General features: G+C 51.8%; 18 protein-coding genes, 2 pseudogenes and 1 other annotated feature. Of the genes and pseudogenes, 6 read left to right on the forward strand and 14 right to left on the reverse strand.

All coding sequences use genetic code 11. The annotated features are described in order from the left end of the window. Positions 1-261: 261 nt before the first annotated feature. The 3 genes from clpB to rluD all read right to left on the reverse strand — a co-directional run bounded on the left by clpB (position 262) and on the right by rluD (position 4,662). Complete coding sequence (clpB, locus tag HA45_RS22190; RefSeq protein WP_100703657.1) at positions 262-2,835, reverse strand: ATP-dependent chaperone ClpB; 2,574 nt, start codon at positions 2,833-2,835, stop codon at positions 262-264. A 124-nt stretch (positions 2,836-2,959) separates the two neighbouring features. Further along, a complete protein-coding gene (gene yfiH, locus HA45_RS22195) occupies positions 2,960-3,685 on the reverse strand; it encodes a purine nucleoside phosphorylase YfiH (RefSeq protein ID WP_100703656.1) in 726 nt (241 codons plus the stop codon). Further along, the gene (gene rluD, locus HA45_RS22200; RefSeq protein WP_100703655.1) at positions 3,682-4,662 is read right to left on the reverse strand and encodes a 23S rRNA pseudouridine(1911/1915/1917) synthase RluD; all 981 of its coding nucleotides are present in this window, start codon (positions 4,660-4,662) and stop codon (positions 3,682-3,684) included. Before rluD ends, yfiH begins: the two co-directional genes overlap by 4 nt. 130 nt (positions 4,663-4,792) lie before the next feature. Between rluD and bamD the strand changes: the two genes are divergently transcribed. The 4 genes from bamD to pheA all read left to right on the forward strand — a co-directional run bounded on the left by bamD (position 4,793) and on the right by pheA (position 7,536). After that, positions 4,793-5,533 carry an outer membrane protein assembly factor BamD gene (gene bamD, locus HA45_RS22205; RefSeq protein ID WP_100703654.1) on the forward strand — a complete coding sequence of 247 codons (741 nt, stop codon included), beginning with the start codon at positions 4,793-4,795 and terminating at the stop codon, positions 5,531-5,533. A gap of 267 nt (positions 5,534-5,800) precedes the next feature. Next, positions 5,801-6,127, forward strand: coding sequence for a ribosome-associated translation inhibitor RaiA (gene raiA / locus HA45_RS22210; protein ID WP_034822244.1), 327 nt, complete (start codon positions 5,801-5,803; stop codon positions 6,125-6,127). Between the two features lie 98 nt (positions 6,128-6,225). Next, positions 6,226-6,350, forward strand: a sequence feature (Phe leader region). Beyond that, positions 6,227-6,274 (forward strand): pheA operon leader peptide PheL, encoded by a 48-nt coding sequence (gene pheL, locus HA45_RS22215; protein ID WP_100703679.1) that lies wholly within the window; start codon positions 6,227-6,229, stop codon positions 6,272-6,274. (Overlaps the previous feature by 48 nt.) 22 nt (positions 6,351-6,372) lie before the next feature. Next, the gene (gene pheA / locus HA45_RS22220; RefSeq protein ID WP_100703653.1) at positions 6,373-7,536 is read left to right on the forward strand and encodes a bifunctional chorismate mutase/prephenate dehydratase; all 1,164 of its coding nucleotides are present in this window, start codon (positions 6,373-6,375) and stop codon (positions 7,534-7,536) included. 33 nt (positions 7,537-7,569) lie between these two features. Here pheA and tyrA read toward each other — a convergent pair whose 3' ends face one another. The 7 genes and pseudogenes from tyrA to ffh all read right to left on the reverse strand — a co-directional run bounded on the left by tyrA (position 7,570) and on the right by ffh (position 13,677). Then, positions 7,570-8,691, reverse strand: coding sequence for a bifunctional chorismate mutase/prephenate dehydrogenase (gene tyrA, locus HA45_RS22225; RefSeq protein ID WP_100703652.1), 1,122 nt, complete (start codon positions 8,689-8,691; stop codon positions 7,570-7,572). Between the two features lie 6 nt (positions 8,692-8,697). Next, positions 8,698-9,776, reverse strand: a pseudogene (locus HA45_RS22230) (3-deoxy-7-phosphoheptulonate synthase). Between the two features lie 385 nt (positions 9,777-10,161). Next, the gene (rplS, locus tag HA45_RS22235; protein ID WP_034822234.1) at positions 10,162-10,512 is read right to left on the reverse strand and encodes a 50S ribosomal protein L19; all 351 of its coding nucleotides are present in this window, start codon (positions 10,510-10,512) and stop codon (positions 10,162-10,164) included. 43 nt (positions 10,513-10,555) lie between these two features. Beyond that, positions 10,556-11,320 (reverse strand): tRNA (guanosine(37)-N1)-methyltransferase TrmD, encoded by a 765-nt coding sequence (gene trmD / locus HA45_RS22240; protein WP_205960976.1) that lies wholly within the window; start codon positions 11,318-11,320, stop codon positions 10,556-10,558. A gap of 35 nt (positions 11,321-11,355) precedes the next feature. Further along, positions 11,356-11,905, reverse strand: a pseudogene (gene rimM / locus HA45_RS22245) (ribosome maturation factor RimM). 18 nt (positions 11,906-11,923) lie between these two features. Then, on the reverse strand, positions 11,924-12,172 hold the full coding sequence (rpsP, locus tag HA45_RS22250; RefSeq protein ID WP_007893313.1) for a 30S ribosomal protein S16: 249 nt from the start codon (positions 12,170-12,172) through the stop codon (positions 11,924-11,926). 143 nt (positions 12,173-12,315) lie between these two features. Then, positions 12,316-13,677 (reverse strand): signal recognition particle protein, encoded by a 1,362-nt coding sequence (gene ffh, locus HA45_RS22255; protein WP_100703649.1) that lies wholly within the window; start codon positions 13,675-13,677, stop codon positions 12,316-12,318. Between the two features lie 165 nt (positions 13,678-13,842). Between ffh and HA45_RS22260 the strand changes: the two genes are divergently transcribed. Both HA45_RS22260 and HA45_RS22265 read left to right on the forward strand, forming a co-directional pair. Further along, the gene (locus HA45_RS22260) at positions 13,843-14,637 is read left to right on the forward strand and encodes a cytochrome C assembly family protein (RefSeq protein WP_100703648.1); all 795 of its coding nucleotides are present in this window, start codon (positions 13,843-13,845) and stop codon (positions 14,635-14,637) included. A 13-nt stretch (positions 14,638-14,650) separates the two neighbouring features. Next, complete coding sequence (locus tag HA45_RS22265) at positions 14,651-15,937, forward strand: HlyC/CorC family transporter (protein WP_100703647.1); 1,287 nt, start codon at positions 14,651-14,653, stop codon at positions 15,935-15,937. 54 nt (positions 15,938-15,991) lie between these two features. Here HA45_RS22265 and luxS read toward each other — a convergent pair whose 3' ends face one another. The 4 genes from luxS to yqaB all read right to left on the reverse strand — a co-directional run bounded on the left by luxS (position 15,992) and on the right by yqaB (position 19,284). Further along, the gene (gene luxS / locus HA45_RS22270; protein ID WP_039330800.1) at positions 15,992-16,507 is read right to left on the reverse strand and encodes an S-ribosylhomocysteine lyase; all 516 of its coding nucleotides are present in this window, start codon (positions 16,505-16,507) and stop codon (positions 15,992-15,994) included. Between the two features lie 149 nt (positions 16,508-16,656). After that, a complete protein-coding gene (gene gshA, locus HA45_RS22275) occupies positions 16,657-18,261 on the reverse strand; it encodes a glutamate--cysteine ligase (protein ID WP_100703646.1) in 1,605 nt (534 codons plus the stop codon). Between the two features lie 31 nt (positions 18,262-18,292). Then, positions 18,293-18,721, reverse strand: coding sequence for a YqaA family protein (locus HA45_RS22280; RefSeq protein WP_100703645.1), 429 nt, complete (start codon positions 18,719-18,721; stop codon positions 18,293-18,295). Beyond that, the gene (gene yqaB / locus HA45_RS22285; protein WP_100703644.1) at positions 18,718-19,284 is read right to left on the reverse strand and encodes a fructose-1-phosphate/6-phosphogluconate phosphatase; all 567 of its coding nucleotides are present in this window, start codon (positions 19,282-19,284) and stop codon (positions 18,718-18,720) included. Before yqaB ends, HA45_RS22280 begins: the two co-directional genes overlap by 4 nt. Positions 19,285-19,516: the final 232 nt, after the last annotated feature.

The raw sequence follows: 19,516 nt of genomic DNA on the forward strand, positions 1-19,516 counted from the left end.
CCTTCCTCCTTCAGAGTCAAACACTTTTTTCAGCGTTTTTCTCCGGCGGGATGAATCTCTTCACGCCCTGCTGAGTCGTCTGCGTTGCCGCTTTGCCGTCTCAGTGGTGGCGCAGTATAGGGATTTCTGATGGGCTGACAAGCGTTAATTTGAAGTTTTTGCACAACCGCTCACTTTTCAGTCGATACGTTGAAATTAGCAACGGATTAGCCTCAAACACGCAAAAAAACGGGCCCGCAGGCCCGTTTGCATCAAATCTAATTACTGATGCGCGACGATGACATCGTCTTTAACATCCATTTCGATGGTTTTACCCGGAACAAAAGCACCAGAAAGAATCTTCTGCGCCAGCGGGTTTTCAATTTGCTGCTGAATAGCGCGTTTCAATGGGCGCGCACCGTAAACCGGGTCGTAGCCATTCTCGCCGAGCAACTTCAGCGCCGCATCCGAGATATTCAATTGGTAGCCGCGTTCATCCAGACGTTTGTACAACCGTTGCAACTGAATCTGCGCGATCGAAGCAATGTGCTGTTCGCCAAGCGGGTGGAACACCACGACTTCATCTATACGGTTAATAAACTCTGGGCGGAAATGCGAGCCCACCACCGTCATTACCATATCCTTCATTTCCGGATAGTCCAGGGCGCCGAAACGTTCCTGAATCAGATCCGACCCAAGGTTAGAGGTCATAATGACCACGGTATTACGGAAATCTACCGTACGCCCCTGACCATCCGTTAAGCGACCATCGTCCAGCACCTGCAATAAGATGTTGAACACATCGGGATGAGCCTTCTCTACTTCATCCAGCAGAATCACTGAATAAGGACGACGACGCACCGCTTCGGTCAGATACCCTCCCTCTTCATAACCCACATAGCCAGGAGGTGCACCGACTAAACGCGACACCGAGTGTTTTTCCATAAACTCGGACATATCAATGCGCACCATCGAATCGTCGCTGTCGAACAGGAAGTTAGCCAGCGCTTTACTCAGCTCGGTTTTACCAACGCCTGTTGGCCCAAGGAACAGGAACGAGCCAATTGGACGGTTGGGATCAGACAAACCTGCGCGGCTACGGCGAATCGCATTCGAAACCGCATCTACCGCTTCGTTCTGTCCAATCACGCGCGCATGCAGCTCTTGTTCCATCCGCAGCAGTTTATCGCGTTCACCTTCCATCATTCGTGCCACTGGAATGCCGGTCCAGCGCGCCAGAACATCGGCAATTTCCACATCTGTTACGCGGTTACGTAACAGCTTCATGGTTTTACCTTCGGACTGCGTCGCAATAGTGAGCTGCTTTTCCAGCTCCGGAATTTTACCGTATTGCAACTCAGACATTTGTCCGAGGTCGCCCACACGTCTCGCCTGCTCCATCGCCAGACGAGCCTGCTCCAGTTCCGCCTTAATGTTCTGCGTGCCGGTTAAAGAGGCTTTTTCCGCTTTCCACTCTTCTTCCAGCTCAGCATATTCGCGCTCTTTCTGATCGAGTTCGGTTTCCAGCATCTCAAGACGTTTGATGCTGGCATCATCCGATTCTTTCTTCAGCGCCTGCTGTTCCAGCTTTAACTGAATAATGCGGCGTTCCAAACGATCCAGCGACTCCGGTTTCGAGTCCATCTGCAAACGAATGCTCGATGCCGCCTCATCAATCAAGTCAATCGCCTTGTCGGGCAGCTGACGATCGGAGATATAGCGGTGCGACAGCGTTGCCGCAGCCACAATTGCCGGATCCGTAATTTGCACATGATGGTGCAACTCATAGCGTTCTTTCAGGCCACGCAGAATAGCAATGGTGTCTTCCACGCTTGGCTCAGCCACAAAGACTTTCTGGAAACGACGCTCCAGCGCTGCATCCTTCTCGATGAACTGACGATATTCATTCAGCGTGGTAGCCCCGACGCAGTGCAACTCACCGCGAGCCAATGCCGGTTTCAGCATGTTACCGGCATCCATGGCACCATCGGCTTTACCCGCGCCGACCATGGTATGCAGTTCGTCGATAAACAGAATGACGTTGCCTTCCTGTTTTGCCAGATCGCTGAGCACACCTTTCAGGCGCTCTTCAAATTCACCGCGATATTTAGCGCCAGCCACCAGCGAACCCATATCCAGTGCCAATACGCGACGGCCTTTTAAGCCTTCAGGCACTTCACCATTAATGATGCGCTGTGCTAACCCTTCGGCGATGGCGGTTTTACCCACACCGGGTTCACCAATCAGCACCGGGTTGTTTTTGGTACGGCGCTGCAATACCTGAATGGTGCGACGAATCTCTTCATCACGACCAATCACCGGATCTAACTTGCCAAGCTCGGCACGCTCTGTCAGATCGATGGTGTATTTTTTTAAAGCCTGGCGCTGATCTTCAGCCCCTTGATCGTTCACGTTCTCTCCTCCCCGCAGTTGCTCGATGGCCTTAGTGAGTTTTTCAGTGGTTGCACCAGCAGACTTCAGTAAATCCGCCAGCGAACCACGAGAGTCGAGGGCCGCCAAAACAAATAATTCAGATGATATAAAGTTGTCGCCGCGCTTTTGCGCCAGCTTATCGCACAGGTTCAGTGCCCGAATGAGATCGGCTGAAGGCTGTACGTCGCCATCCGTACCTTCTACCTGCGGCAGTCGATTGATGGCTTGTTCGATACTGGTACGCAGACCAGCCACATCGGCACCCGCTGCGCTAAGCAACGGACGCACCGATCCGCCTTCCTGATTAAGCAACGCGCTCATCAAGTGAAGGGGTTCAATGAATTGATTATCGTGTCCCAGGGCAAGGGACTGAGCATCGGCAAGTGCCAACTGGAATTTATTAGTAAGACGATCCAGACGCATGATTCCTCCAATACAGGTCAAAATGCTACTGGAGATTAAATGAGGTCATGCCTCAAATTTTTCAAGGTTAATGACCTGTAATGCGAACAAAAAATACGCTACTGGATCGTCTTGCGGCGTAAGACTATCTCAGCCAAATCAAAGTTGCCATACGCCCGGTGATTCCATCGCGTCGGTAGGAGAAAAAATCTTCAGCTTCTGAGAAGGTACAACGTTGAGAACCACTGACAGAATGCACGCCGGCGGCCTGTAAGCGCTGGCGTGCCAATTGCCAGATATCCGCAAAATATTTGTTGCCTGCAGGCCGAAAAGCCACATCGGCTTGTGCGTCGCGCGCTATAAAGGCTTCACGCACCTCCGCACCGACTTCAAATGCCTGAGGACCGATAGCAGGTCCAAGCCAGGTATGAATCTCACTGGCCGGGCATTTGAATTGCGCCAAAGTCTGTTCGAGTACGCCGTTACACAGCCCTCGCCAGCCAGCGTGTGCGGCAGCAACTTCGCTGCCATCATCGCTGCAGAACAGCACGGGCAAGCAATCTGCCGTCATGATAGCGCAGACCACGCCCGATTCCCGCGTGATAGCGGCATCAGCATTCGGTACCGCTTCGGTGGCAGGCAAGCGAACAACGTTTTGCCCATGCACCTGATTAAGCCACTGTGGCATTGCAGGCAACAGCTTAGCCCTCAGATGCTGGCGGTTATGCAAGACATGCGATTCAACGTCGCCCACGTGAGCCCCAAGATTCAGAGAATCCCAGGGCGCCGTGCTGACACCGCCGTGACGCAGGGTGGAACATGCCTGAACGCGCTGCGGTGCAGGCCAATCAGGCATGATCCACTCACTCATAGCCAATCCATCTGATCGCGGAACTCATGCGTATCGGCTTTGAGTGCATCTATCAGATCAACCATGTCTTGCGGCAACGGCGCATGCCATTCCATCTCAATACCGGTGATGGGATGGTAGAGACGTAACATGGTAGCGTGCAGGGCCTGACGGTCAAAACCACGCAGTGTGGTGATAAAGGCATCCGATGCGCCTTTTGGTGGACGCGGACGGCCACCGTACAACGGATCACCCACCAGCGGATGGTTAATATGCGCCATGTGTACACGAATCTGGTGCGTACGGCCGGTTTCCAATCGCAGACGCAGACGCGTATGGGCACGGAAGTGCTCCATAATGCGGTAGTGCGTGGTTGCCGGTTTACCCATTGGGTGCACAGCCATGTGCGTGCGCTTGGTTGAGTGACGGGCCATCGGCTCATCAACTGTGCCACCCGCCGTCATGGTTCCGATCGCGACGGCTTCGTATTCACGAGTGATTTCGCGCAGCTGCAAGGTTTCCACCAGGTGCGTTTGCGCAGGAACCGTTTTCGCCACCACCATCAAACCGGTCGTGTCTTTGTCGAGGCGATGCACAATACCGGCGCGTGGCACATCGACAATCGGCGGGTAATGATAAAGCAGCGCATTCAGGATCGTACCATCCGGATTACCGGCACCCGGATGCACCACCAGACCGCGTGGTTTGTTGATCACCAAAATATCGTCATCTTCATAAACGATATTCAGTGGGATGTTTTGCGCTTCCCAGCGCTGCGCTTCTTCGATTTCAGCATCGATTGACACCAGCTCGCCGCCGAATACTTTCTCTTTCGGTTTATCGATGATAGTGCCGTTGACGCTGACGCGACGCTCCAGAATCCATTCTTTTATGCGAGAACGTGAATAATCAGGGAACAATTCTGCCAAAGTTTGATCTAAGCGTTGTCCAAGCTGTGCTTCGGACACCGTTGCGGTGAGTTGAACTTGTTGTGCCATATACAGCTTCTTCGTTAACGTTGGGTTTTCACGGCGATGCCGTTTAATATAATGTGCTATCGTACCAGGTCATAACCGGGAGCTATATGGACCGCTTCCGCTACAACACTTTGAGGATAATCATTTCGTCATGACGCGTATGAAACATCTGGTGGCTGCTGCCACATTGAGCCTGAGCCTGGCTCTGGTGGGCTGTTCCGGCTCATCGGATCCCGTCCCGGACAGCCCGCCGTCTGAAATTTATGCTACAGCCCAGCAAAAGCTGCAGGACGGTAACTTTAAAGCGGCGATTAAGCAACTGGAAGCACTGGATAACCGCTATCCATTTGGCCCTTACTCGCAGCAAGTGCAGCTGGATTTGATCTACGCGTACTACAAAAATGCCGATCTGCCGCTGGCGCAAGCCGCTATTGCACGCTTTATGCGTCTCAACCCGACCCATCCAAACATCGACTACGTCATCTATATGAAAGGTCTGACGGATATGGCGTTGGATGATTCTGCATTGCAGGGCTTCTTCGGTATCGATCGTTCTGATCGTGATCCGACGCACGCTCGTGATGCTTTCCGTGACTTCTCACAGCTGCTGCGCGGTTACCCAAACAGCCAATATGCTGATGATGCGCAGAAGCGTTTAGCCTACCTGAAAGAGCGTCTGGCAAAGTATGAACTCTCGGTGGCGCAATTCTATACCAAGCGTGGTGCCTATGTCGCCGTTGTTAACCGTGTTGAAGGGATGATGAAAGATTTCCCTGATACCGAAGCAACGCACAAAGCCCTGCCGCTGATGGAAAATGCTTACCGCCAATTGCAGTTAACCGCTGAAGCGGACAAGGTAGCGAAAATCATCGCAACAAATAATCAGTCCTGATTTTACTACCAATAAAAAAGCAGCCTTGATGGCTGCTTTTTTTTGCCGAAAATTCAGCCAGATTGCTGATTATCCGCTGCGGTTAACTCATCAATCTTGCTCTTTTCATCCCTGCCCTTCAAGCATTTTCCGCGACTTTCTGAGCCTTTCTCACAATTCATTGGCATTGACAAAAAGTGACATTTCAATGTGATCTAGATCACACTTTTTCCTGATTTACGCGGTATGCTGGTCCTACCCAGACGGAAATGACAGAGAGGTTTAACTATGATTCTGAACATTACCAGCAAACAAATGGAAATCACTGCGGCCATCCGCAACCATGTCGAAGACCGTCTCGCCAAGCTGGAAAAATGGCAAACTCACCTGATAAATCCGCACATCGTGTTATCGAAAGAGCCGAAAGAATTTGTGGCCGATGCCACCATTAACACTCCCAACGGCACGCTGGTCGCCAGCGCGAAACACGAAGATATGTATACGGCTATCAATGACCTGATCGCCAAGCTGGAGCGACAACTTAATAAGGCGCAGCACAAACCTGAAGCGCGCCGCGCAACCAGCAGTATGAAAGATTTCACCCCTGCGGGATAAACATCCATTTTCCAGTAACGCGCCTGCGGGCGCGTTTTTTTATTGACAGCTTTAAATCACTGCGGTTACTCTCAATCCACTTTGTCGCAGGAAACACACATGAAACATCTACCGTTCTTCTTCGCATTCTTTTTTACCTTCCCCTAATTGGGAGGCGATTCGTCATGTGAAAATGAATGCGAAGACGAACAACAAAGCCTCCCAACCGGGAGGCTTTTTTATTGGACATTTTACAGGTGAGCCCTATGAATCCCGAAAATCCGCTGCTGGCGTTACGTGATAAGATCAGCGCCGTTGATGAAAAGCTGTTAACGCTGCTGTCTGAACGCCGTTCGCTGGCGGTTGAAGTGGCGCAAGCAAAGCTCGCGACCCATCGCCCGATTCGAGACGTTGAACGCGAACGCGCATTGCTGGAAAATCTGATCTCACTCGGCAAGAAGCATCAGCTTGATGCGCACTATATTACCCGCCTGTTCCAACTGGTGATTGAAGACTCGGTGTTGACTCAGCAAGCGCTGCTTCAAAAAAACTTAAACCATCCGCACGCGCACGCACCTCGCATCGCTTTTCTTGGCCCTAAAGGTTCTTACTCTCACCTCGCAGCACGCAAGTACGCCACCCGCCATTTTGATTCGATGGTGGAAATGGGTTGTCTTAAATTCCACGATATCATTCATCAGGTAGAGAGTGGTCAGGCCGATTACGCAGTTATGCCGATTGAGAACACCAGCTCGGGCTCCATAAATGACGTTTACGACCTGCTGCAGCAAACCACTCTCTCCATCGTGGGCGAGCTAACCATTCCCATCGAACACTGTGTTCTGATCAACGGCCATACCGATCTGCAGCAAATCGAAACGGTTTACAGTCATCCTCAGCCATTCCAGCAGTGCAGCCAATTTATCAATCGTTTCCCGCAGTGGAAAATTGAGTACACCGAGAGTACAGCAGCGGCAATGGAGAAAGTCGCGGCGATGAATTCCCCTAAGGTTGCCGCATTGGGAAGCGAAGCTGGCGGAGAGTTATACGGCTTGCAGGTCCTGGAGCGTGATTTAGCTAACCAGCAGCAAAACCACACGCGTTTCATTGTGCTGGCACGTAAGTCCATTGAGGTTTCTGGTCAGGTGCCCGCTAAAACCACACTGATCATGGCAACCGGTCAGCAAGCCGGTGCACTGGTTGAAGCATTGCTGGTGCTGCGGAATCACAATCTGATCATGAGCAAGCTGGAAAACCGCCCAATCAACGGTAACCCATGGGAAGAGATGTTTTACATCGACGTGCAGGGAAATCTGCAATCAGAGAATATGCAGTTAGCGTTGAAAGAGCTGCGAGATTTGACGTTGTATCTGAAAGTGCTCGGCTGCTATCCGGGTGAAAATGTTGTTCCGGTCGAACCGCGACTGTAAAAATGAAAAGGCATCCTGACGGATGCCTTATTCTTATTGCCGGCTGTCGTTTGCCGAACGCAACATACTGCGGCTTTCCACCAGGAAGCGTTGAGCGTAATCGCCAAACCAATGCGCAACGCCTTCAAAACTCTTGATAAATGCCTGCTTATCACCCTGCTCCAGCAAGGTAATCGCCTCACCAAAACGTTGGTAATAACGCTTAATCAGTGCCAGATTACTTTCCGAAGACATGATGATGTCTGCATACAGCTGTGGGTCCTGAGCAAACAGTCGCCCAACCATTGCCAGCTCAAGACGATAAATCGGTGAGGATAAAGCCAGCAGCTGATCCAGATTGACGTTCTCTTCTGACAAATGCAGGCCATAGGCAAAAGTAGCAAAGTGGCGCAGCGCCTGAATGAATGCCATGTTCTGGTCGTGCTCGACAGCGCTGATACGATGTAAGCGCGCACCCCAAACCTGAATCTGCTCCAGGAACCACTGGTAAGCTTCCGGTTGACGGCCATCACACCACACCACCACCTGCTTCGCCAGGCTGCCGCTGTCTGGGCCAAACATCGGATGCAAACCCAACACCGGCCCGGTATGCGCCGCTAACATCGCCTGCAGCGGGCGGTTCTTCACCGATGCCAAATCAACCAGAATACAATCGTCCGGTAACGTGGGCAGATCAGCGATGATCTGTTCAGTCAGATGGATAGGTACGCTGATGATCACCATGCCCGCATCTTTGAGCAGCTCAGTAGAACGTTCCCAATCGCCCTTATCGAGAATACGCACCTGATAACCTGACAGGTTTAGCATCTTCTCAAACAGACGGCCCATTTGGCCGCGTCCGCCAACAATCACCACCGGACGCAGTGTCGGGCAAAGCGTTTTAAAGCCTTTGTCGTTTTCATGCGCATAAGACTCACGCATCAAACGACGCAAGACATCTTCTATCAGTTCCGGAGAAACACCGAGTGCTACTGCTTCCTGACGGCGTGAAGCCAACATGCTGGCTTCACGTTCTGGCACATAAATCGGCAGACCATAACGGCTTTTGACTTCACCTACTTCGGCTACCAGCTCAAGACGTTTGGCTAATAACCCAAGCAGGGCTTTATCGACTTCATCAATTTGATCGCGTAGCGCGGTCAGTTCAGCCACCATGACTCATTATTCCTCGTGTGACAGACGCGCCGACAGCACTCCCTGCAGATCCTGATGGATTTCACGCAGCAAGGTTTCGGTAGTTTCCCAGTCGATACAGGCATCGGTAACGGAAACACCGTACTTCATTTCGCTGCGTGGCTGTTCAGAAGACTGATTGCCTTCATGAATGTTGCTTTCCAGCATCAGGCCAATGATGGAGCGGTTGCCATCTTTTATCTGCGCAATAGCCGATTCGGCTACGCCAGGCTGGCGACGATAGTCTTTGTTAGAATTACCATGGCTGCAATCTATCATTAAGGCTGGACGCAGTCCCGCTTTCAGCATCTCTTTTTCACACTGAGCAACATCTTCTGGACCGTAGTTAGGCGCTTTACCACCGCGTAAAATGACGTGGCCATCTGGGTTACCCTGTGTCTGCAGCAGGCAAACCTGCCCCGCCTGATTGATACCGACAAAACGGTGTGGCATGGCTGCCGCGCGCATGGCATTGATCGCGGTGCCGAGGCTGCCATCGGTGCCGTTTTTAAAGCCGACCGGCATGGATAAACCTGATGCCATTTCACGATGCGTTTGTGACTCGGTGGTACGGGCACCGATCGCAGACCAGCTGAACAGATCGCCAAGGTATTGCGGACTGTTAGGATCCAGCGCTTCAGTTGCCAGCGGCAGGCCCATTTCCACCAGGTTTACCAGCAGCTGACGCGCAATGTGCAGCCCGGCTTCCATATCGAATGAGTTGTTCATGTAAGGATCGTTGATAAGCCCTTCCAGCCGACGGTGGTACGAGGTTTTTCAAAATAAACGCGCATAACGATATACAGCTGATCCTTCAACTGTGCAGAGAGAGTTTGCAGCTGACGGGCATAGGCAAGTGCGGCTTCAGTATCGTGAATTGAACAAGGACCGCAGACCACCAGCAGGCGCGGATCGCGGCCAGCAATAATATCGGCAATGGTCTGGCGAGAAGCGGCAATTTGCGCTTCCTGCGCCGCAGTGAGCGGGAACTTGGCTTTCAGCTCTTGCGGGGTGATTAAGATTTGTTCGTCGGCGATATGCACATTGTTCAGCGCGTCTTTCTGCATGATAGCGATCCTTTTTCACTCGTGTATGCGGTTTGGGATCCTCACTGAGGATGGCGCTTACTTTATCACAGGATGTACAGGATGCAATCCATGTGTGTACACTTTTATTACCATCACTTTAAACCAACCAACATTAATTAATAAATAATTATTAAATACAGTTAGTTAGATAAATTATAGTAACTGAATGCAACACCAATAGTGTAAATTATTAATTACACCTAGAATTTCAATACATTGCTTTCATTTCAACCATGAGAGATTTTTGCCGTTTTACTGCCGCGTTCGATCCCGCCCAACAGCACGGTTCCCTGTGAAGCGCCCATAAAAAAAGGGGCTGGCCCTTAGGCCAACCCCTTGTTTGCTATTAACTTTGGGATGTCGCTTACGCGCCAAGACGCTCTTTGATACGAGCTGACTTACCAGTACGCTCACGCAGGTAGTACAGTTTGGCTTTACGCACAGCACCACGACGTTTGACAGAAATGCTGTCAATTACCGGAGAGTGAGTCTGGAAGACACGCTCAACGCCTTCGCCGTTTGAAATCTTACGAACAGTGAATGCAGAATGCAGACCGCGGTTACGAATAGCGATAACCACGCCCTCGAATGCCTGCAGACGCTTCTTAGAACCTTCAACGACCCATACTTTCACTTCCACGGAATCACCCGGACGGAATGAAGGTACGTCCTGCTTCATCTGCTCTTGTTCAAGTTGCTTGATAATGTTGCTCATAATTAAATCTCTATATCCTGGGTAAACTGATAGTCAGGGAAGATTACTCTTCCACCTGATCGTTTTGTTGCTGCTGATGTTCCCGTTGGAACTCATTTAGCAACCGTGCTTGCTCTTCAGTCAGAGCCAGGTTTTCCAGAAGTTCAGGTCTTCTTAGCCAGGTACGGCCTAACGACTGTTTCAGGCGCCAGCGGCGAATATCGGCATGGTTGCCCGACAGTAAAACTGGCGGAACCTCCATCCCTTCTAACACTTCAGGTCGGGTGTAGTGTGGGCAATCCAGCAAACCATCCGAGAACGAATCCTCATCGGCTGACGCTTGTTTTCCCAGGACGCCAGGTATAAACCGAGCGACTGAGTCAATCAACGTCATGGCAGGTAGCTCACCACCACTGAGAACGTAATCACCGATTGACCATTCTTCATCAATCTCAGTGTGAATCACGCGCTCATCAATCCCTTCATAACGACCACACACCAGAATCAACTTCTGATTGGTCGCCAGTTCGCAAACGCCCTGTTGGTCCAGTTTGCGACCCTGAGGTGAAAGATAAATCACCTTAGCACCTTCTCCCGCCGCCGCTTTCGCTGCGTGGATTGCATCCCGTAAGGGTTGCACCATCATCAACATTCCCGGTCCGCCGCCGTAAGGACGTTCATCCACGGTACGGTGCCGGTCGTGCGCGAAGTCACGAGGACTCCAGCTTTGAATGTTGAGCAGGCCATTTTTTACTGCCCGGCCAGTTACCCCGTACTCGGTAATAGCGCGAAACATCTCAGGAAACAGGCTTATAACACCAATCCACATCGCGTTCGCCGTTACGTTACCGGATTGTCCGGAGATCAAAAACCAGGATCCCAATCTACCTCAATGGTGCCAGTAGAGAGATCGACTTTCTTGATAACCTGTTCATCAAGAAACGGGATTAACCGCTCTTGAGCACCGAATGCATCTTTCAGGTTTGCCTTAACGACGAGAACGTCGTTCGAACCGGTTTCCATCAAATCAATGACTTTGCCCATTTCGTAGCCGTCGAGGTTCACTACTTTGCAACCCATAAGGTCTTTCCAGTAGTAAGTGCCGTCATCCAGCGCTGGCAGCTGCATTGAGTCAACCGTAATTTCGTAATTGGTTAACTGTGCTGCAGCGTCCCGATCGTCAATGCCTTTGACTTTGATGATCAGGTCCTGATTGTGGTGCTTCCAACCCTCAAGTTCGACCTGCTGCCATTTTCCGGCACGCTGGATGAACCAGGGTTGATAGTCGAAGATGCTTTCAGCGTCTTCAGTGGAGGAAAACACTTTGAGCCAACCCCGAATGCCGTAAGCTGCCCCCCATTTTGCCCAATACAATTGGGTTAACGAGAGGCGGTGCGGCCGGTTTAATGCTCATGCTCACCACCGTGACAGATTAAGCTGCTTTTTTTGCTTCTTTGATCAGCGCGTTAACGCGATCAGAAAGCGTTGCGCCCTGGCCAACCCAGTGCTCAATACGGTCCAGATCCAGACGCAGACCTTCAGCCTGACCAGAAGCGATCGGGTTGAAGAAACCTACGCGCTCGATGAAACGACCATTACGCGCATTGCGGCTGTCAGTAACGACGACCTGATAGAACGGACGCTTTTTCGCGCCGTGACGTGCCAAACGAATTGTAACCATAACATCCTCATTAGTTAATAAAGCGCTCGGGTCCCATCGAGGGATGGAACCCGAGCGCAATATAAAAAAGCCCGAAAATTTTACTCATTTTGGCGAAAAAAGCAACCTGAGCGTGCTAATTTTCTGGCTATGTATCAGTCGCCTTAGCGACCAGGGAATCCGGGCGGCATCATACCTTTCATGCCACGCATCATTTTGGCCATGCCGCCCTTCTTCATTTTCTTCATCATGCGCTGCATGTCATCGAACTGTTTTAGCAGTCGGTTAACATCCTGCACCTGCATACCGGAGCCCGTAGCAATACGACGCTTACGTGAACCTTTAATAATTTCTGGCTTCTCACGCTCTTTGCGTGTCATCGAGTTGATGATGGCTTCCATGCGCACCAGCACTTTGTCATCCATCTGCGACTTAACGTTGTCAGGCAATTGGCCCATGCCCGGCAGCTTGCCCATCAGGCTGGCCATGCCGCCCATGTTGCGCATCTGCTTCAACTGATCGAGGAAGTCGTTAAGATCAAAGCCGTCACCGGTTTTGAGTTTCTTCGCCAGTTTCTCCGCCTGATCGCGGTCAACCTTGCTTTCGATATCTTCGATCAGCGACAGCACGTCGCCCATGCCGAGAATGCGCGAGGCGATGCGGTCTGGATAGAATGCTTCCAGCGCTTCGGTCTTCTCACCCATACCCATGAATTTGATCGGCTTGCCGGTAATGTGACGAATCGACAGCGCCGCACCCCCGCGCGCATCACCATCCACTTTCGTCAGAATCACACCGGTTAACGGCAGCGCTTCATTAAAGGCTTTCGCTGTGTTCGCCGCATCCTGACCGGTCATGGCATCGACAACAAACAGGGTTTCTACCGGATTGATCGCGGCATGTACCTGTTTGATTTCGTCCATCATAGCTTCATCGACGTGCAAACGACCGGCGGTATCCACCAGTAACACATCGTAGAACTGCAGCCTGGCTTCTTTCAGCGCATTCTGCACGATATCGACAGGCTTCTGACTCAAGTCAGACGGGCAGAAATCAACACCCACTTGCTCGGCCAGGGTTTCCAGCTGCTTGATTGCCGCAGGGCGATAAACGTCAGCAGAGACCACCAGCACTTTTTTCTTGTGCTTCTCACGCAGGAACTTGCCCAGCTTCGCCACGCTCGTGGTTTTACCGGCACCTTGCAGGCCCGCCATCAGCACCACAGCCGGCGGCTGGGCGTTGAGATTCAGCGCATTATTTTCTGCGCCCATTGCCGTAACCAACTCGTTACGAACAATTTTGATAAATTCCTGACCAGGCGTCAGGCTTTTGTTTACATCCTGACCCACTGCCGCTTCTTTTACGCGGTTGATGAAGTCGCGCACGACCGGCAGCGCAACGTCCGCTTCCAGTAATGCCATGCGCACTTCACGCAAGGTGTCTTTAATGTTGTCTTCGGTCAGCCTTCCGCGGCCGCTGATGTTGCGCAGGGATTGCGACAAACGATCGGTTAAATTATCAAACATGCTCTCTCACTTAGGACCGTAGCGAGGCCGCCTGGGCGGCACAATGCGGCGGATTATAGCACGAAGCCTCAGCGATCTCTGCAATTGACCGTCAGATCGTTTGGAGCCTGATGAAGCTGGCGCTATACTGGTTTTTCCTTATCTGACCGACACCTGAAAGGATCTATGTTCGTTTTCGCGATCGTGGCGCTGTTCGCCTACTCCCTCAGTCTTGCATTGATTATCCCTAGCCTGCTGAAACGCAACGGTGGCTGGCGTCGTTTTGCCGTGCTTTCAGCTTGCGTGGCACTGATTGCCCATGCGGTTGCACTGCAGCAACGCATTTTTGCCGTCGATAACGGACAAAATCTCAGCCTGCTGAATATTGGTTCGCTGGTGAGTTTACTGATCTGCGCGATCATGACTATTGTGGCTTCGCGTAATCGCGGTTGGTTACTGCTGCCGATAGTGTATGGCTTTGCTTTGATTAACCTCGCCTTCGCCACCTTTGTGCCGAATGCCTTTATTACGCATCTGGAAACCACGCCAGGCATGATGGTTCATATCGGTCTGTCACTGTTTGCTTATGCCACGCTGATTATCGCAGCGCTTTATGCTCTGCAGCTGGCATGGATCGACTATCAGTTAAAAAATAAGAAACTGGCTTTCACCCAGGATATGCCGCCATTGCTCAGCATTGAGCGCAAGATGTTTCATATCACGCAGATTGGTGTGGTGCTGTTGACGCTGGTGCTGTGCACCGGACTGTTCTTTATGCACAACCTGTTCAGCGCTGAAAACGTCGATAAAGCGGTGCTTTCCATCCTGGCCTGGTTTGTTTATATCGTTCTGCTCTGGGGACACTACCATGAAGGCTGGCGCGGTCGTCGCGTCGTCTGGTTTAACTGCGGCGGCGCACTGCTGCTGACCATGGCCTACTTCGGCAGTCGCGTTTTACAGCACCTGCTCACTTCTCACTAAAGGAATTCTTGCGTTGGAACATGTTTCAACCACCACGCTGATCGTTACGTTGGTCATCATGGTGCTGGTCTCTGCGTACTTCTCCGGTTCAGAGACCGGCATGATGACGCTCAATCGTTACAAACTGCGCCATAAAGCCAAAAGCGGTAACCGTGGCGCGCGCCGGGTTGAGAAACTACTGCGTCGTCCCGACCGCCTCATCAGTCTGGTCTTGATTGGCAATAACCTCGTCAATATTCTCGCTTCCGCGTTAGGCACCATCGTCGGCATGCGCCTATACGGCGATGCGGGCGTCGCAATTGCAACCGGCATCCTGACGTTTGTGGTGTTGGTGTTTGCCGAAGTGTTGCCGAAAACGATTGCAGCGCTCTATCCCGAAAAGGTCGCCTATCCGAGCAGTGTGCTGCTGGGCCCGCTGCAATACGTCATGCTGCCGCTGGTGTGGCTGCTTAACACTATTACACGCATTCTGATGCGCATGGTAGGCATCAAAACCGATGGGGCCATCAACTCCGCGCTGAGCAAAGAGGAGCTGCGCACCATCGTTTATGAGTCGCGCTCCCTGATGTCACGTCGCAACCAGGACATGCTGCTATCGGTGCTAGACCTGGAAAAAGTCAGCGTCGATGACATCATGGTGCCACGCAATGAGATCGTCGGGATTAATATTAATGACGACTGGAAATCAATTGTGCGTCAGCTTAGCAACTCCCCTCATGGACGCATTGTGTTGTTCCGTGACTCGCTGGACGATAGCGTAGGCATGCTGCGCGTGCGCGAAGCCTGGCGCATGATGACCGAGAAAAAAGAGTTCAACAAAGACCGTTTGCTGCGCGCGGCCGATGAAATCTACTACGTGCCAGAAGGCACACCGCTGAATGTGCAGTTGGTAAAATTCCAGCGCAATAAGAAGAAAGTCGGTTTAGTGGTGGATGAGTACGGTGATATCAAAGGGTTGGTGACCATCGAGGATATTCTGGAAGAGATCGTCGGTGATTTCACGACTTCCATGTCTCCTTCTCTGGCAGAGGAGGTGATGCCTCAGAATGACGGCTCAGTGCTCATTGAAGGCAGCGCCAACGTGCGTGAAATCAATAAGGCCTTTAACTGGGCGTTACCTGAAGATGAAGCGCGGACGATTAATGGCATGCTGCTGGAAGCGTTGGAAGAGATTCCGCTGGTTGATACACGCGTGAAAATCGGTAAGTACGATGTCGATATCCTCGACGTGCAAGACAACATGGTGAAGCAGGTGCGCATTACGCCGCTTCATCCACTGAAATCCTCCATCGGTTCTTGATGGCAAAAAAACGCCGCGAACATCGCGGCGTTTTCATTTCTGCTCAGGCAGCCACTAGATGTGCAGCTCTTTCAGCTTCTCAGCCGGCAGTTTCAGATCTTCGTTACGGTTCACGCCAATGTCATGCGCTAACACGTTGCGCGCAATCTGCTGCGCTTCATCAAGTGAGTGCAGTTTGTAGCTGCCGCACTGATATTCATTCAGCTCTGGGATCTGGCTCTGCTCTTTCACTTTCAGAACATCTTCCATCGCCCCTTTCCACGCTTTCGCCACGCGCTGCTCATCCGGTTCACCAATCAGGCTCATATAGAAGCCGGTGCGGCAGCCCATTGGGGAGATATCAACGATTTCCACGCCATCACCGTTGAGGTGATTACGCATAAAGCCTGCAAACAGGTGCTCCAGCGTATGGATGCCGCGCTCAGTCAGAATATCGATATTCGGACGGCAGAAACGCAGGTCAAAAACGGTGATGGTATCGCCATGCGGAGTATTCATGGTTTTCGCAACGCGCACGGCAGGTGCGCCCATGATGGTGTGATCAACAGTAAAACTATCCAGTAGTGGCATACGTCACCTCCTGTTTTGAGATTTTTTTTAAAACGATGAAACTTTTCCGTTCGCCCAACGTCTGAATATATGAAAGACGCGCATTTGTTATCATCATCCCTGACAACAGAGATGTTAATTTTGGCCACAATGATGTGGCCATTTTCTTTTTAGCCTTCGCGACCCGCCAGGTAGCTTTCGAAATCCAACGTATCGCTCTGTTCCAGCTTCTGTTGTGCCTGCACCGACTCTAACGCCTGACGACTAAAGTCATCTTCACTGAGAATCTCTAACGGCTCTTCACACAGCAGATGACGATACTGCTCAGCCAATGCCACGCCAGCGCCTGTTAAACCATTCTCTTTGATTGCATGAAGGATGCGCGCTGAATAGGTTAGCTCAGGATCATCAAACGATGCCACCAGTTGATCGCAAACCTGTTGATATTGCGTGCTGCCGTAGTTGCTGTCGAGCACTTCCGCCACGCGTCGCAGATCGGCAAACAAGGCTTTACCCACATCTACCAGCGGATGTTCGGTATCGCTACAGCCCACGCCAATCACCTGGCCAGGCTTACGCCCTTCCATCACCACGCGGTTCCAGTTCTTGCGGCTGCATAACAATTCGTCCGCGTTCATCTCCGGCGCGTCCGCCAGCGTACACCAAATCAGGAACAGATCGAGGAAACGCGCCTGATTAGCGTCCACGCCAATGGCAGAGAACGGGTTGATATCCAGCGATCGCACTTCGATATACTCAATGCCACCGCGCAACAGTGCATCAGACGGCGCCTCACCTGAACGCGTCACACGTTTAGGGCGAATAGGCGCATACAGCTCGTTTTCAATCTGCAGCACGTTGGTGTTCAGTTGCAGCCAGTTGCCGTCTGCGTCTTTGGTGCCCATTGCCTCGTACTCTTCCGACGGCGTTTTGATCGCCGCTTTCAGTGCTGCAACATAGCCATCTAACGAGTTAAAGGTAATGCCCAGGCCGCTTTGCGACTTGTTGGTGTAGCCCAAATCACTCAGACGCAGCGAAGTCGCATACGGCAACCACAGCGTACCTTTACCATCGGTTTCAAACGGCAGTTTGCTTTCACGACCTTGCAGGAAGGACGAACAAATTGCCGGTGAAGCACCAAACAGGTAAGGGATCACCCAGCCAAAGCGGTAATAGTTACGGATTAGGCGCAGATACCCGGCCGAGATGGTCTCTTTGCCGCTTTCCGCATCCTTCACATCTGCCCACTCTTGCCAGAACGACAGCGGCAGCGAGAAGTTGTAGTGCACGCCGGAAATAATCTGCATCAGGGCGCTGTAGCGGTTTTTCAGCCCCTGACGGTACAGGGTTTTCATTTTCCCGATGTTGGAGCTGCCGTACTGGGCCAGTTCGATATTCTCAACATCATCGACGAAGCCAGGCATACTGAACGGCCACATGCGTTCCTGACCTAACTCACGCGCAGTGTGGCGGTGAATATCACGCAGGAATGCCAGCGATCGGTCAATGCTCTGATCGACAGGGGTGATGAACTCCAGCAGCGTTTCGGCAAAATCGGTAGTAATCCAACTATGCTTCAGCGCTGAACCCAGAGATTCAGGATGTCCGGTGGTTGCCAGGTGACCATTGGGATTGACGCGCAAGGTTTCACGTTCAATGCCACGGCCGATACCCTTCAACGCGTCGGGATGCGCTTCCAACCAGGAAAGTGCTTTTGATACGTCCGGGATCACATTAACCTCCCGCTGTGCGAATAATTTATTTTTGTTCAGCATAATGTTAACCGTAGCCTCGAATCTGTGCGAATCAATGCCACCATTGCATTGTTTGTAATGTGGCGGTCGCGATAACGATATAACGCAGCGTTTTACCGATGGCGAGGAACAGCACCGAGGGCAGCCAGGCAAAGCGCAACCAGCCTGCAAGCACGCAAAGCAGGTCGCCCACTACCGGCAGCCAGCTTAAAAGCAGCGCTGCAGGTCCCAATCGATGTAACCACGTCATTGCTGTGTCATGCCATCGCCCCTGCCCTTTTGGCGGCATGAGGCGACCAAGAATGATGTTGGTCAGGCCACCCAGCGTGTTTCCCACTGATGCAGCCAATAACAATCCATAGATCGAACCCTTTTGGGCGATCAGTAAAGCAATCAGCACGGCTTCTGAGCTTCCCGGAAGCAGTGTGGCGCTTAGAAAGCTACTGCCGAATAACGATCCATAGGTCAGAAATTCATTCACAGTAGACGGACATCAACCACATCCATGCCAGCGGCTTTCGCCGCCTGAACGCCAAAGTCAGCATCTTCAAATACGACACAGCGTTCTGGTGCCACGCCCATCAACTCGGCGCAGCGTAAAAAGGTATCGGGTTGCGGTTTATGCCGCTGGACATCATCGGCACCGACCACAGCATCAAACAGGTGGTAAACGCCTAATGCTTCAAGCAGCGCTTTTGCCAGACTATGCTCACTGCCCGTTCCCACTGCCATCGGCCGGCGTCCGTGGTAAGCCTTGACCACCTCCATGAGCGGAAGTGGGCGCACATCATCCAACAGCATCGCTTTAAGCGCCACCGTCTTCTCTGCGGCCAGAAGATGGGGATCGTGCGTGGCGTTGTTCTGCTCAAGAATGTACTGCGCCAGCTGCCAGGTCGGTGCGCCATTAAAGGCCACCATTTTTTCCTCATCCATGGTGAAACCGTAGCGGCTCAGCACCTGCTGCCAGGCTTTTCGATGTGTCGGCTCAGTATCCAGGATTGTGCCGTCCATATCGAAAATCAGGGCGTCATATTGGTCGTACATTGTCACTCCATCGAGCACCACAAAATGAGCCATTACTTTAGCGTAATGCGCTTAGGTTGTCGCCAGGTGTGCTTAACAGCAAATGCTTTGAAAGCATTAGTATTTTTTGTTTTCGGAAAAAGGTCAGGTGGCGAGACCGTGGATAAATGGCGGTTTAATAAGTGGTTTTTGTTTGATTGGGAAAAGCGGGAGGGAAATTCAGAAAGCGTACGTTGATTGTTTCAAACAGATG

This window comes from Pantoea rodasii (genome assembly GCF_002095465.1).
GTDB classification, from domain to species: Bacteria; Pseudomonadota; Gammaproteobacteria; order Enterobacterales; family Enterobacteriaceae; genus Pantoea; species Pantoea rodasii.

What these genes read in the sequence shown, in the direction of transcription:
- clpB (WP_100703657.1), bottom strand. Translation starts at nt 2,835, where the DNA reads ATGCGTCTGGATCGTCTTACTAATAAATTCCAGTTGGCACTTGCCGAT.
- yfiH (WP_100703656.1), bottom strand. Translation starts at nt 3,685, where the DNA reads ATGAGTGAGTGGATCATGCCTGATTGGCCTGCACCGCAGCGCGTTCAG.
- rluD (WP_100703655.1), bottom strand. Translation starts at nt 4,662, where the DNA reads ATGGCACAACAAGTTCAACTCACCGCAACGGTGTCCGAAGCACAGCTT.
- bamD (WP_100703654.1), top strand. Translation starts at nt 4,793, where the DNA reads ATGACGCGTATGAAACATCTGGTGGCTGCTGCCACATTGAGCCTGAGC.
- raiA (WP_034822244.1), top strand. Translation starts at nt 5,801, where the DNA reads ATGATTCTGAACATTACCAGCAAACAAATGGAAATCACTGCGGCCATC.
- pheA (WP_100703653.1), top strand. Translation starts at nt 6,373, where the DNA reads ATGAATCCCGAAAATCCGCTGCTGGCGTTACGTGATAAGATCAGCGCC.
- tyrA (WP_100703652.1), bottom strand. Translation starts at nt 8,691, where the DNA reads ATGGTGGCTGAACTGACCGCGCTACGCGATCAAATTGATGAAGTCGAT.
- rplS (WP_034822234.1), bottom strand. Translation starts at nt 10,512, where the DNA reads ATGAGCAACATTATCAAGCAACTTGAACAAGAGCAGATGAAGCAGGAC.
- trmD (WP_205960976.1), bottom strand. Translation starts at nt 11,320, where the DNA reads ATGTGGATTGGTGTTATAAGCCTGTTTCCTGAGATGTTTCGCGCTATT.
- rpsP (WP_007893313.1), bottom strand. Translation starts at nt 12,172, where the DNA reads ATGGTTACAATTCGTTTGGCACGTCACGGCGCGAAAAAGCGTCCGTTC.
- ffh (WP_100703649.1), bottom strand. Translation starts at nt 13,677, where the DNA reads ATGTTTGATAATTTAACCGATCGTTTGTCGCAATCCCTGCGCAACATC.
- HA45_RS22260 (WP_100703648.1), top strand. Translation starts at nt 13,843, where the DNA reads ATGTTCGTTTTCGCGATCGTGGCGCTGTTCGCCTACTCCCTCAGTCTT.
- luxS (WP_039330800.1), bottom strand. Translation starts at nt 16,507, where the DNA reads ATGCCACTACTGGATAGTTTTACTGTTGATCACACCATCATGGGCGCA.
- gshA (WP_100703646.1), bottom strand. Translation starts at nt 18,261, where the DNA reads ATGCTGAACAAAAATAAATTATTCGCACAGCGGGAGGTTAATGTGATC.
- yqaB (WP_100703644.1), bottom strand. Translation starts at nt 19,284, where the DNA reads ATGTACGACCAATATGACGCCCTGATTTTCGATATGGACGGCACAATC.